Source organism: Achromobacter veterisilvae, from assembly GCF_900496975.1.
In the GTDB taxonomy this organism is placed as follows: Bacteria; Pseudomonadota; Gammaproteobacteria; order Burkholderiales; family Burkholderiaceae_B; genus Achromobacter; species Achromobacter veterisilvae.
Genome location: NZ_UFQC01000031.1, coordinates 65019 through 77893 on the forward strand (window position 1 = coordinate 65019; position 12875 = coordinate 77893).

10 protein-coding genes are annotated in these 12875 nt (G+C 67.4%); 6 read left to right on the plus strand and 4 right to left on the minus strand.

What is annotated here, in order from left to right; genetic code table 11:
* Positions 1–22: 22 nt before the first annotated feature.
* The 4 genes from accC to AVE30378_RS23915 form a co-directional block, all read right to left on the minus strand.
* On the minus strand, positions 23–1369 hold the full coding sequence (gene accC, locus AVE30378_RS23900; RefSeq protein WP_129244245.1) for an acetyl-CoA carboxylase biotin carboxylase subunit: 1347 nt from the start codon (positions 1367–1369) through the stop codon (positions 23–25).
* Between the two features lie 9 nt (positions 1370–1378).
* Positions 1379–1834: an acetyl-CoA carboxylase biotin carboxyl carrier protein gene (accB, locus tag AVE30378_RS23905; RefSeq protein ID WP_129244247.1), complete on the minus strand. Its 456-nt coding sequence runs from the start codon at positions 1832–1834 to the stop codon at positions 1379–1381.
* A 93-nt stretch (positions 1835–1927) separates the two neighbouring features.
* Positions 1928–2362 (minus strand): type II 3-dehydroquinate dehydratase, encoded by a 435-nt coding sequence (gene aroQ, locus AVE30378_RS23910; protein ID WP_129244249.1) that lies wholly within the window; start codon positions 2360–2362, stop codon positions 1928–1930.
* 89 nt (positions 2363–2451) lie between these two features.
* Positions 2452–2985: a TlpA family protein disulfide reductase gene (locus AVE30378_RS23915; protein ID WP_129244251.1), complete on the minus strand. Its 534-nt coding sequence runs from the start codon at positions 2983–2985 to the stop codon at positions 2452–2454.
* A 151-nt stretch (positions 2986–3136) separates the two neighbouring features.
* Between AVE30378_RS23915 and mpl the strand changes: the two genes are divergently transcribed.
* The 6 genes from mpl to AVE30378_RS23945 all read left to right on the plus strand — a co-directional run bounded on the left by mpl (position 3137) and on the right by AVE30378_RS23945 (position 12818).
* Positions 3137–4507 carry a UDP-N-acetylmuramate:L-alanyl-gamma-D-glutamyl-meso-diaminopimelate ligase gene (gene mpl / locus AVE30378_RS23920; RefSeq protein ID WP_129244253.1) on the plus strand — a complete coding sequence of 457 codons (1371 nt, stop codon included), beginning with the start codon at positions 3137–3139 and terminating at the stop codon, positions 4505–4507.
* A 30-nt stretch (positions 4508–4537) separates the two neighbouring features.
* A complete protein-coding gene (locus AVE30378_RS23925; RefSeq protein WP_129244255.1) occupies positions 4538–5140 on the plus strand; it encodes a YqiA/YcfP family alpha/beta fold hydrolase in 603 nt (200 codons plus the stop codon).
* A gap of 73 nt (positions 5141–5213) precedes the next feature.
* Positions 5214–7118, plus strand: a complete 1905-nt coding sequence (locus tag AVE30378_RS23930; protein WP_129244257.1) for a ribonuclease catalytic domain-containing protein — start codon at positions 5214–5216, stop codon at positions 7116–7118.
* Positions 7119–8465: 1347 nt separating this feature from the next.
* A complete protein-coding gene (locus tag AVE30378_RS23935) occupies positions 8466–9137 on the plus strand; it encodes a response regulator transcription factor (protein ID WP_129244259.1) in 672 nt (223 codons plus the stop codon).
* Positions 9124–11634 (plus strand): sensor histidine kinase, encoded by a 2511-nt coding sequence (locus tag AVE30378_RS23940; protein ID WP_129244261.1) that lies wholly within the window; start codon positions 9124–9126, stop codon positions 11632–11634. The genes AVE30378_RS23935 and AVE30378_RS23940 overlap by 14 nt, the downstream gene beginning before the upstream one ends.
* Before the next feature lie 86 nt (positions 11635–11720).
* Entirely contained in the window at positions 11721–12818 is a 1098-nt protein-coding gene (locus tag AVE30378_RS23945) for an ABC transporter substrate-binding protein (protein WP_129244263.1), read from the plus strand.
* Positions 12819–12875 lie beyond the last annotated feature (57 nt).

Here is a 12875-nt window from a genome sequence, read left to right on the forward strand (position 1 = left end):
CGTCAGGCCCCAAGGTCGTTGGTCAGGGACGCTGCGCCAACTTGTTTTCCAGATAGTGGATGCTGGTGCCGCCTTCGATAAAGCGGGCGTCCTGCAGCAATTCGCGATGCAGCGGGATGTTGGTGGAAATGCCTTCCACCACCATTTCCGACAGCGCGATGCGCATGCGGGCCAGCGCCTGGTCGCGCGTGTCGCCGTAGGTGATGACCTTGGCGATCATCGAATCATAGTTCGGCGGCACGAAATAGCCGTTGAACGCGTGCGAATCGATGCGCACGCCCGGACCGCCCGGCGTATGCCAGTTGGTGATGCGGCCGGGGCTGGGCACGAAGCGGAACGGATCCTCGGCGTTGATCCGGCATTCGATGGCGTGGCCCTTGAAGGCGACGTCGCGCTGGCGCAGGGCGAACTTCTCGCCCGCGGCGATCAGGATCTGCTGCTGGACCAGGTCGATGCCGGTGATCAGCTCGGTGACCGGATGCTCGACCTGGATGCGGGTGTTCATTTCGATGAAATAGAACTCGCCGCTTTCGTACAGGAATTCGAACGTGCCGGCGCCGCGGTAGCCCATCTTGCGGCAGGCGTCGGCGCAGCGGTCGCCGATGCGCTCGATCAGGCGGCGCGCGACTCCGGGCGCGGGCGCTTCCTCGATGACTTTCTGGTGGCGGCGCTGCATGGAGCAGTCGCGCTCGCCCAGCCAGACGGCGTTGCGGCCGCCATCGGCCAGCACCTGGATTTCGATATGGCGCGGGTTCTCGAGGAACTTCTCCATATAGACTTCCGGGTTGTTGAACGCGGCGCCCGCTTCCGAGCGCGTCATCGTGACGGCGTTCAGCAGCGCGGCTTCGGTGTAGACCACGCGCATGCCGCGGCCCCCGCCGCCGCCCGCGGCCTTGATGATGACCGGATACCCGACTTCGCGCGCAACGCGGATGATTTCCTGCGGATCGTCGGGCAAAGCGCCTTCCGAGCCCGGCACCACCGGCACGCCGGCTTCGATCATGGCGCGCTTGGCGCTGACCTTGTCGCCCATCAGGCGGATGGTGTCGGGACGCGGGCCGATGAACACGAAGCCGCTCTTTTCGACGCGGTCGGCGAAGTCGGCGTTCTCGGACAGGAACCCGTAGCCCGGGTGGATGGCCTCGGAATCCGTGACTTCGGCGGCCGAAATGATGGCCGGCATGTTCAGGTAGCTTTCGCGCGACGGCGCGGGCCCGATGCACACGGATTCATCGGCCAGGCGCACGTACTTGGCTTCGCGGTCGGCCTCGGAGTGCACGACCACGGTCTTGATGCCCAGCTCGCGGCAAGCGCGCTGAATGCGCAGGGCGATTTCGCCCCGATTGGCGATCAGGATTTTTTCGAACATTTTCAGCTATCAGCCAATGACGAACAGGGGTTGACCGTACTCGACGGGCTCGCCGTTTTCGACCAGGATTTCTTTGATGACGCCGGACTTGTCGGCCTCGATTTCATTGAGCAGCTTCATGGCCTCAATGATGCAGAGCGGATCGCCTTCCTTGACGGTGGCGCCCACATCGACGAACGGCGCGGCGCCCGGGTTCGGCGAACGGTAGAAGGTGCCCACCATGGGGGCCTTGACGACGTGGCCCTGGATGACGGGGGCAGCTTCGGCGGCGGGCGCGGCCGGCGCGGCGGCCTGGGCCACGGGCGCCGCGGGCACGCCGGCTTCGGGGTGGTGGTAGGCCACCGGCTGCAAGGTTTGCGAGAACTTGACGATCCTCACCTTGCCTTCGCCTTCGGTGATTTCCAGCTCGGCGATGCCCGATTCAGCCACCAGGTCGATCAGGGTTTTGAGTTTTCGAAGGTCCATAGAAGCTGCTTCCCGATATAGTGTCTAGTGTCGGCGACGTCCCAGCGTCGGGTCCGCGCCGTAAAGATGTAGATGCTGTGAGTTGGTGCGAGATCAGTGCCGCACTGCGTAACGCAGAGCCGCTTCGTAGCCGTCCGCGCCCAGGCCGCTGATAAGGCCTACCGCCAAGTCGGACAGATAAGAGTGATGCCTGAAGGGCTCTCGCTTATACAGATTGGACAAATGTACTTCAATAAATGGGATCGCGACCCCGGCCAGCGCATCGCGGATCGCGACGCTGGTGTGCGTATAAGCCGCCGCGTTGATGATGATGAAGTCCGTGCCGTCTTGACGGGCCGCCTGAATGCGGTCGACCAGAGCGCCTTCGTGATTGCCTTGCCACGCGGTCAGCGTGGCGCCCAGTTCGCCTGCGAGCAGTTCCAGTCGCTCATTGATCTGGGGCAGGGTGAGACTGCCGTAGATATGAGGTTCCCGGGTGCCGAGCAGGTTTAGATTCGGGCCATGCAATACCAGTATGTTTTGCGCCATGCGCTTGCCAATGAGTGGTTTGCCAATTGTTGGCAAAACAGCCGATAAACCAGCTTTTTACGCCAATTCCTACTATTTGTCCAACAGACTTACGCCTTTAAACCAGATAAAGTGCGCTCCAGATCATCCGGCTGGATTTCTCCCAATATCTTCCGGTTAATGCCGCCATCTGCATTGAAAACAATAGTAAAAGGCAGGCCACCACTGGGGTTTCCCAGCTTGCGCAGCGTATCGATAGCCCCTGCGCCGATAACCCAGAGCGGGTAGGAAACCTGTACTTTCTCGACGAATTTTTGCATGTTGGCCGCCGAATCGACGCCGATGCCGACAAAACGCACTTGCGGGTATTTTTTCTGCAAAGCGTCGAGTTCCGGCATTTCGCGGACGCAAGGCGCGCACCAGGTCGCCCAGAAATTGACCACGATGGGCTGGCCCTTCCAGCCGGACAGCGAATGGGACGCCCCGCCCAGGTCGGGGAGCTGCAACTGCATCAGGGCGGCAACCGGATCGCCGGCCTCGGCGGTAGCCGCGGGGGCCGCGGGCTTGCGGCCCAACAGCGTATAGCCGCCCGCGACCGTGGCGGCCACGGCCACGCCGGCGGAAAGGAGTAGGCGTCGATTCATGGCGCGATCATAACCGCAGCCGCTGTTTTTTGTCGTTGGGCCGTCTCAAGATAAAACGCCCCCCGCGCGCCGCCTGGCGGCATTTTTCCTCCGCCCTCGCCCAAGGCCTGCCCGGCCGCTATATATACAATGCAGGACAGGAGAGTTTTCAATGCACCTGCACATTCTTGGCATCTGCGGTACGTTCATGGGCGGCCTGGCGTTGATCGCGCGCGCGGCCGGCCACAAGGTCACGGGTTGCGACGCGGGCGTATACCCGCCCATGAGCACGCAACTGTCCGAACAGGGAATCGAACTGATCGAAGGCTTCGGGGCCGAGCAATTGGCGCTGAAGCCCGACCTCTACGTCATCGGCAACGTGGTCAGCCGGGGCAACCCGCTGATGGAAGCCATCCTGGAATCCGGCGCGCGCTATGTGTCGGGGCCGCAATGGCTGGGCGACAGCATCCTGCCCGGCCAGCACGTGCTGGCAGTGGCGGGCACCCACGGCAAGACCACCACCAGTTCGATGCTGGCCTGGGTGCTGGAGGCCGCCGGCCTGGCGCCCAACTTCCTGATCGGCGGCGTGGCGCAGGATCTGCGCGTATCGGCCCGCTACGACCCCGGCCGGCGCCCCTTCGTGATCGAGGCGGACGAATACGACACGGCGTTCTTCGACAAGCGCTCCAAGTTCGTCCATTACCGCCCCCGCACGGCCATTCTCAACAACCTTGAATACGATCACGCCGACATCTTTCCGGATCTGGCGGCGATCGAAACCCAATTCCATCATCTCGTGCGCACGATTCCCGGTTCCGGACGCATTGTGCGCCCGGCGCACTGCGCCGCGCTGGACCGCGTGATTGCGCGCGGATGCTGGTCGGAAACCGTCACGTTCGGCGCGGATGGCGCCTGGCAGGCGACGGCCCCGGACGCGGACGGCGCTTTCGGCGTGCTGCGCGAGGGCGCGGCCGCGGGCACCGTGCGCTGGGCCCTGACCGGCGAGCACAACCGGATGAACGCGCTGGCCGCGCTGGCCGCCGCCGAACACGTGGGCGTGCCGGCGGCGCAAGGCATCGAGGCGCTGAGCCGCTTCGCGGGCGTGAAGCGCCGCATGGAGCTTCGCGGCACGGTCAACGGCATCAAGGTCTACGACGATTTCGCGCACCACCCCACCGCCATCGCCACTACCCTGGAAGGGCTGCGCCGCCAGGCCGGCCCGGCGCGCATCCTGGCGGTGCTGGAACCCCGCTCGAACACGATGAAGCTGGGCACCATGGCCGCCCGCCTGCCCGACGCCCTGGCCGACGCGGACCTGGTGTTCTGCTTCGGCACCCATTCCGGCAAGCACGCGCTGGGCTGGAACCCGGCGGAAGTGCTGGCGCCCCTGGGCGGCCGGGCGTCGAGCTACGATGACCTCGGGGCGCTCGTGGCCGCGGTGGCGGACGCCGCCCGGCCGGGCGACCAGGTGCTGGTGATGAGCAACGGCGGCTTCGGCGGCGTGCACGGCAAGCTGCTGGACGCCTTGCGGGCGCGCGCCTGATCTTCCCAGACACCTAGGCAAAGGCGAGTCATGATCCTCTACCTGCACGGTTTCCGTTCCTCGCCGACCTCGCTCAAGGCCCGGATGATGGCCGACGCCATGGCCTCGCGCGAGCTGTCCGCGGCCTGGGCCTGCCCGCAGCTTCCCGCCAGCCCGCGGGAGGCCGTCGACCTGGCGATGGGCATCGCCCGGCGCCAGCTCGACGGCGCGGATTCCCCCCGGGCGCTGACGGTGATCGGCTCTTCCCTGGGCGGGTTCTACGCCACCTGGCTGGCCGAGCAGTTGGGCTGCAAGGCGGTGCTGCTGAACCCCGCGGTGGAGGCCGCCCGCGACCTGGCCACCCAGGTCGGCGAGCACCGCATGTATCATTCCGACGCGCCGTTCGCCTTCCTGCCCGGGTATGTGGACGAGTTGGCCGCCATCCACGTTCCCCGCATCACCCAGCCCGACCGGTACTTCCTGGTGGCGGCCACGGGCGACGAGGTGCTGGATTGGCGCGAAATGCGCGACCGTTACGCGGGCTGCCGCCAGCGCATCGTGCAAGGCAGCGACCACGGCCTGTCCGACTTCGCGCGCTGGATGCCCGAGGTGCTTGAATTCGCCCTGGGCGACGGGCAGGTTCGCCCCCAATAATCAGTTTCAGACCTCAACACTCTATATAGCTGCGCAAGGCGGCGCGTGCGCGCCGCCCAGGACGATTCCCACCATGTATGTGTTTTACGAAGACGACGGCAGCTTCAAGGCCGGCAATATCCTGTCGGAGACCGACGCCAGCCTGCAGGTGGAGTCGGAGTCCGGCAAGCGCAGCAAGATCAAGCGCGCCAACACGCTATTCACCTTCGCTGCGCCCGAGCCGGCCGCGCTGATGGGCCAGGCGGCCGACACCGCCGAGGCCCTGGACCTGCAATTCCTGTGGGAATGCGCGCCGCAGGAGGAATTCGACGCGCCCGCCCTGGCCGCCGACTACTTCGGCCACGCGCCCACCCCGGTCGAGCAGGCCGCCCTGCTGATGCGCCTGCACGGCGCGCCGGCGTACTTCCACCGCCGCGGCAAGGGCCGCTACCGCCCGGCCCCGCCCGACATCCTCGCCGCCGCGCTGGCCGCGCTCGAGAAAAAGCAGCGCCAGGCCGAGCAGCAGCAGGAATGGGTGGACGAGATGGCCGCCGGACGGCTGCCCGAACCGATCGCCCAGGCCGCGGAGTCCCTCCTGATCCGTCCGGACAAGAATTCGCAGCAATGGAAGGCCCTGGACGCCGCCTGCGCCAAGCTGGGCAAGAGCCCCGACAGGCTGCTGCTGGAACTGGGCGCCTGGCCGCACGCGCTGGCGCTGCACAAGCGCCGCTTCCTGGCGACGAACTTCCCGCGCGGGCTGGCTTTCCCCGCCCTGGAACTGCCCCCCATCGACCGCGAACTGCCGCTCTCGGACGCCGAGATCTATTCGGTGGACGACGTCACCACCACCGAGATCGACGACGCGCTGTCCGTCACCCCCCTGCCGGACGGCCGTTTGCGCGTCGGCGTGCACGTGGCGGCCCCGGGCCTGAGCGTGACGCGCGACAGCGAATTCGACAAACTGGCGCGGGCACGCCTGTCCACCGTCTACATGCCGGGCGACAAGATCCCGATGCAGCCGGACAACGTCATCCAGGCGTTCTCGCTGGACGCCGGCCGCGAAGTGCCGGTGCTGTCGCTGTACGTCGTGGCCGATCCGGAAACCGGCGAGGTCATCGAATCGGAAACGCGTCTGGAGCGCATCGTGGTGCGCGAAAACCTGCGCCACAACATGCTGGACGCCCAGGTCACCGAAGCCAGCCTGTCCGACCCTTCGGCCGAGCTGCCCTACGGCCACTGGCTGCGCCCGCTCTGGAAGCTGGCGCAGGCCCTGTCCGCCCAGCGCGAGAACGTGCGCGGCAAGCCCGAGAACAATTCCCGCGTCGAGTACAGCTTCTACCTGGACGGCGACCCCGACGATCCCGACACGCCGGTGCGCCTGGTTCCGCGCCAGCGCAACGCGCCGCTGGACCGCATGGTGGCCGAGTACATGATCCTGGCGAACAACCTGTGGGGCGGCCTGCTGCACCAGCACGGCGTGCCGGGCATCTACCGTTCGCAACAGGCCGGCCGCGTGCGCATGAGCACGCAGGCGCTGCCGCACGAAGCCATCGGCGTGCCTCAGTATGCATGGAGCACGTCGCCGCTGCGCCGCTATGTGGATCTGGTCAATCAGTGGCAGTTGATCGCCGCGGTCGAACACGGTGTCTCCGCGCGCCTGGTGGCCCCGTTCAAGCCGCGCGACGCGGACCTGTTCGCCATCATCGGCGCCTTCGACGCGCAGTACGCCGCCTGGGCCGAGTTCCAGAGCGCGATGGAGCGCTACTGGTGCCTGCGCTGGCTGAAGCAGCACAACGTGACCCGCACGGTCGCGCACGTGCTGCGCGAGGATCTGGTCCGGTTCGCCAACGCGCCGCTGGTGACGCGGGTCGGAGGGATGCCGGAGCTGGAGCGGGGGACGGCGGTGGAGTTGGATATCCTGGGGATGGATGAGTTGTCGCTGGAGCTGGATTGCCGGTATGTGGGGGAGATCAGGCCGGCTGTGGGGGGCGAGGGGTAAATTTGTCTGGGCCGGGTTGATGCGGGGCTTTATGCCTATGGGTCGCTCGGTGTGTTCCTAGGTCGCCCGTCGGCGCGGGCGCCATGGCCGCTCGCGCCCACGATTGCGGTCCGGCGCGCAGGCGCCGGACTACCCCTTCGTCATCCTCGTTGTCGCCTTCGGCGACTGCCTTCGGATTCCCTCGGGCGCATCGAGGTTGCTCGCGTCCACGGCGCCCGCGCCGACGGGCTGCCTCTGTCTTGGCTTGCCGCGCTGCTGGACCTGTGTTCAGGGACGGGGTTTGCGTTGCCCGCTGCTTGCGGCCGCGCGGGCGACCGCAAGCAGCATACGCGGGTTTGGGCGTCGGGGCGGTGTGCGCTTTCGCGAGTGCAGTGAGCGGTTTGCTAATGGCGCCGCAATCGGTTTTGGGGTGGGCGGTGATGGGTGGCGCGCGGCGACGGGCTGCTTGCGCATGCCGACCCGGACGCGCGCGCCCCCCATCCGGCGCCGGGGTTCAAGTGGCGATTGCTGCGGCAGATGTCTGACGGTATGCCTCGGGCTTCCTCAGGTGTCAGACACCCCACGGCAAGGCGCTACGGGCTTGAAGCAATGCATCCGGGTGTCTGACACCAATCGTGGCGGGCACGTCTTCTCGCGGGGGGTGTCAGACACCCCGCAACACCTCTTCAAGCCGTACCGTTATCTCGTATGGGTGTCTGACACCTGCATGCAAACGTTATGCCTCGGGGGTCTGACGTTCTGCCTCAGGTGTCAGACACCCCACGGCAAGGCGCTACAGGCTTGAAGCAATGCATCGGGGTGTCTGACACCCATCGTGGCGGGCACGTCTTCTCACGGGGGTGTCAGACACCCGGCAACACCTCTTCAAGCCGTTCCGTTATCTCGTATGGGTGTCTGACACCTGACCATAGAACAGCGCGCAGCGTCATCGCCAACCGCAAGACGCCGCGTAAGCCCCATGCCAGCCGCCCGCGCGGCCGGCATGGGGCGGGCATCGCAAGATACTCCACCACCACCCCACCCGCGGCAAGAACCCCAAGCACACCGCCCGCCCCAGCGAACGTCAGATTGCAACTGAAAGAGCCCGTCGCGTCGGGGGCCTGGGGTGCGCGGGGAGTCGATAAGCCCGAGGGAATCCGAAGGAGTCGCCGAAGGCGAGGACGAGGATGACAAGGGGGCAGTCCGGAGCGAAGGCTCCGGACCGCAATCGTTGACCCGCGCGCCCCAGGCCCCCGACGCGACGGGCGTCTCAAGAACTCAACCATCCCAGCCAACCCAGGATTCTGCCCGCCCCCTCCCTGTACCCCTTAAACTCCCCCAAAAACCACAACGATATGGAGGAGCGACATGCGCATTCTGCTGGTCGAAGACAATCTCGACCTGGGCGATGCCGTGGAAAGCAAGCTGCGCTCGGCCGGGCATAGCGTGCAATGGGTGCGCGACGGCGTGGCGGCGCTGCGGTGGGGGCTGGACGAGACCTGGGACGCGCTGGTCCTGGATATCAACCTGCCGGGCAAGGACGGCTTCACCGTCATCCGCGAACTGCGCGCCGCCGGGCTGGAGGCGCCTGTCCTGGTCATGACCGCGCGCGCCGAAATCGAAGACAAGATCGACATGCTGGACCTGGGCGCGGACGATTACCTCGTCAAGCCCTTCGACCTGCGCGAACTCGAAGCCCGGCTTCGCGCGCTGATGCGCCGCCCCGCCGGCCAGACCAGCAGCGTCACCGCCTACGGCAACCTCAGCCTGGACCTGGCCAACCGCCACGTCAGCCTGGCGGGCGTTCCGCTGGAACTGGGGCGGCGCGAGTTCCGCCTGCTGGAGATCCTGGTGGGCAGGCTGGGCCAGACCGTCGCCAAGGAACGCCTGATGAACCAGCTTTTCGACCTGGACGACGGGTCGCTCAACGCGCTGGAACTGCTGATATCGCGGCTGCGCAAGAAACTGGCGGGCGCCTCGGTCGATATCGTCACGGTGCGCGGCGTCGGCTACCAGGCCCGCAACCATGAGCATTCCTGAAAGCTTCTCCATCCGCCGCCGCGTGTTCACGCTGGGCGTGCTGCTGCTGGCCTGCGCGCTGATCGGGCTGGTGTTCTTCCTGCGCGGCTATGCGCAGCGCGCGGCCGAGCAGGCCTTCGACCGGCTGCTGGCCGCCTCCGCGCTCACCATCGCCGGTTCGGTGCAGATCGAAGACAACAACGTGACCGTGGAGCCCCCGGTATCTTCGCTGGCCATGCTGTCCGGCGGCGAGCGCGTGTTCTACGAAGCCCGCGCCTCCAACGGCCGGCTCATCACCGGCTATGGCGACCTGGCGCCCGCCCTGCCGCTGGCCCAGTCCGCCACGCCCGTATTCGCCTACCTGCGCTACCACGACGAACCGGTGCGCGTGGCCACCGTCGGGCGGCTGGTGTCCGCCAGCCAGCACGCCGGGTGGGTCACCGTGCGCGTGGCGGAGACGCTGGGCTCGCGCGCGGCCCTGGCCGACGAAATCCTGGGACGCAGCGTGCTGCCGCTGGTCGTGGTGTCGCTGGTGGCGCTGGGCCTGCTCTGGTTCGGGGTGCAGCGCGCCTTCGCCCCACTGGGCGCGGTCGAGCGGGAACTGCGCAGCCGCGCGCCGGACGACCTGGCCCCGCTAGCGACGCCGGTGCCGCGCGAGGTGAAGCGGCTGGCCGAGGCGCTGAACGCCTTCATGCAGCGCCTGTCGGGCATCATGGATACGCTGAACACCCTGGTGGCCGACGCGGCCCACCAGGTCCGCACGCCGCTGGCGTCGCTGCGCGCGCAGGCCGAGGTGGCCCTGGACGAAACCGATCCGCAGCGGCTGCATGCGCGGCTGGAACGCATCCACCAGAACGCCACGCACGCCAGCCAGTTGATCAACCAGTTGCTGATGGACGCCACCATCACCCATCGCCTCGGCAAGGGCGCCCGCACGCTGGTGGGCGTGGCGGAAACCATCAACGAAACGCGGCGCCGCATCGGCCCGCTGGAGGCGCGGCGGCTGCGCATCGAAATCGCGCCCGACGTCCGCCGGGCCCGGATCGCCGGCGACCGCGTCGCCTTGCGCGAAATGCTGCGCAACCTGGTGGACAACGCCCTGCGCTACGCGCCGGACGGCCCGGTGGACATCCAGGCGACGCCGGTGGCGGGATTCCGCGTGGCGCTCACCGTGTCGGACCGCGGCCCCGGCGTCGCCGACGACGAAAAGGACACCGTGCAGCAGCGGTTCGTGCGCGGCCGGGCCGGCGACGCGCAGCCCGGCTCCGGGCTGGGGCTGGCCATCGTGCGCTCGGTGGCCACCGCCCACGGCGGTTCGCTCTGGCTGCAGGACCGGCCGGGCGGTGGCCTGACGGCGCGCATCATCCTGCCGCTGGCGCGCTCGGCGCCCTGGCGCGCGGCGGCCGCCGGCCTGGGCGCGCTGTGCATCGCCGGCCTGCTGCTGGCGGCGGCGCCCGCCGGGGTGCGCGCCGCCGAGGCCGCCGAAATCGTCACCCGCTACCCGGCCCCGCAGTCCTCTTCCCGAGTCCTGACCATCGCCGGCCCCACCGACACGCCCGTGGTCGCGCCGCTGATCCAGGGTTTCCAGTCGCAGCGGCCGGACGTGACGGTGGTGTACCGCGAGATGGGCAGCCGCGAACTCTACGAGGCCGCCGTCGAAGGGCGGCTGAAGGACGTGGACGTGCTGATGAGCTCGGCGTCGGACCTGCAGATCCGCCTGGCCAACGACGGCTATGCGCTCAGCTACGCCTCGCCCTATGCCGCCCGGCTGCCCTCCTGGGCGATCTGGCGCCACGAGGTCTACGGCTTCACCTTCGAGCCCGCCGTCATCGTCTACAACCCCAAGCGCTTTACCGAAGCCACCGTGCCGCGCTCCCGCCAGGACCTGCTGCGCCTGCTGGAGCGGGACCCGGCCAGGCTGCACGGCCGCGTCGGCACCTACGACATCTCGGCCAGCAGCGTGGGCTATCTGCTGGCCGAGCAGGACGAACTGGTGTCGTCGAATTTCTGGGGGCTGGCCAACGCGATGGGCCAGGTGGGCGTGCGCCTGTCCGCGACCAGCGCCGAGATCCTGGACGCCGTGGAAAACGACGATATCGACATCGGCTACAACATCCTCGGCTCCTACGCCCTGTCGCGGCAGGCGGCGGGCAGCCCGATAGGCGTGGTGTTCCCGCAGGACTACGTGCTGGTGCTGGCGCGCTCGGTGCTGATCGCCCGCGCCGCCCCCAACCCGGACCTGGGCCGCGCGCTGGTGGACTGGCTGCTGTCTCCCGCCGGCCAGCAGGTGGCGTCCAGCCACGCGGCGCTAGGCTCCATCATGGAAGACACGCCCGGCCGCTGGACTTCCGAGGCGGTCCTGGCGCGGTCGCAGGGCATCGTGCAGCCGGTGGTGCTGAGCCCCGCGCTGCTGGTGGGCCTGGACCAGCGCCGGCATTCGCGCTTCGTGCAGAACTGGATACGGCTGGTCACGGACACGCCTCAAGGGATTACCCCTAGGCCTGCCGCGCCGCCATGACAGGACGACGACAGACGCCGGCTCCTAAGATGGCCGCAGGCTGGACCCAGATCCGGCTTCTGACCATCCAATCGGAGACAACATCCATGCTTGCCAAGTCCCAACTGGCGGCCGCCTGCGCCGCTGCATTCGCCATCGCCACCGGCAGCGCCTTCGCGCAGCAAGTGCCGGCAGGTTATCCGGCCGACTACCAAAAGATCCTGGACGGCGCCAAGAAGGAAGGCAAGGTCGTCATCTACTCGACCACCGACACCAAGGCCGCCGGCCCCATCATCAAGGGCTTCGAAGCGCTGTATCCGGGCGTCAAGGTCGAATACAACGACATGAACAGCACCGAGCTCTACAACCGCTACATCAGCGAACAGGCGGCGGGCGGCGGCAGCGGCGACATCGTCTGGAGTTCGTCGATGGACTCGGCGCTGAAGCTGGCCACCGACTACGCCCTGAAGTACAAGTCGCCCGAAATCGGCAAGCTGCCGGCCTGGGCCGTCTGGAAGGATTCGGCCTACGGCACCACGTACGAGCCGGCCGTGTTCATCTACAACAAGCGCCTGATCCCGGCCAACGAAGTGCCCACCACGCACGCCGCGCTGGCCAAGCTGGTTTCCAGCCAGGCCGACAAGTTCAAGAACAAGGTCACCACCTACGACATCGAGAAGTCCGCGGTGGGCTTCATGCTGGCCGTGCAGGACAAGGCCAACGATCCCAAGTACTTCGAAACGCTCAAGGGCATCGGCGCGGGCGGCCTGATCGTGCAGTCGTCCACCGGCACCATGATGGAGCGCGTGTCCTCCGGCGAAAACCTGATCGGCTACAACATCCTGGGTTCGTACGCGGAAACGCGCGCCAAGACCGATCCGTCGCTGGGCGTGGCCTATCCCACCGACTACGCGCTGGTCCTGTCGCGCGTGGCCTTCATCAGCAAGAAGGCCAAGAACCGCAACGCCGCCAAGCTGTGGATGGACTACCTGCTGTCCCAGAAGGGCCAGGCGATCATGGCCAACCAGGCCGACCTGGCTTCCGTGCGCGACGACATCGAAGGCGACAACGACGTGGACGGCATGACCAAGAAGCTGGGCGCCTCGCTCAAGCCGATCCCGGTCGACGAAACGCTGCTGGACTACCTGGAGCAGAACAAGCGCCTGCAGTTCATCAAGGACTGGCGCGCCGCCACGGGCAAGTAACGCCCCTCGGCCCCGGGACCGCGCTGCGCGGCCCGGCCAGCCGCGCGCGCCGGCGGG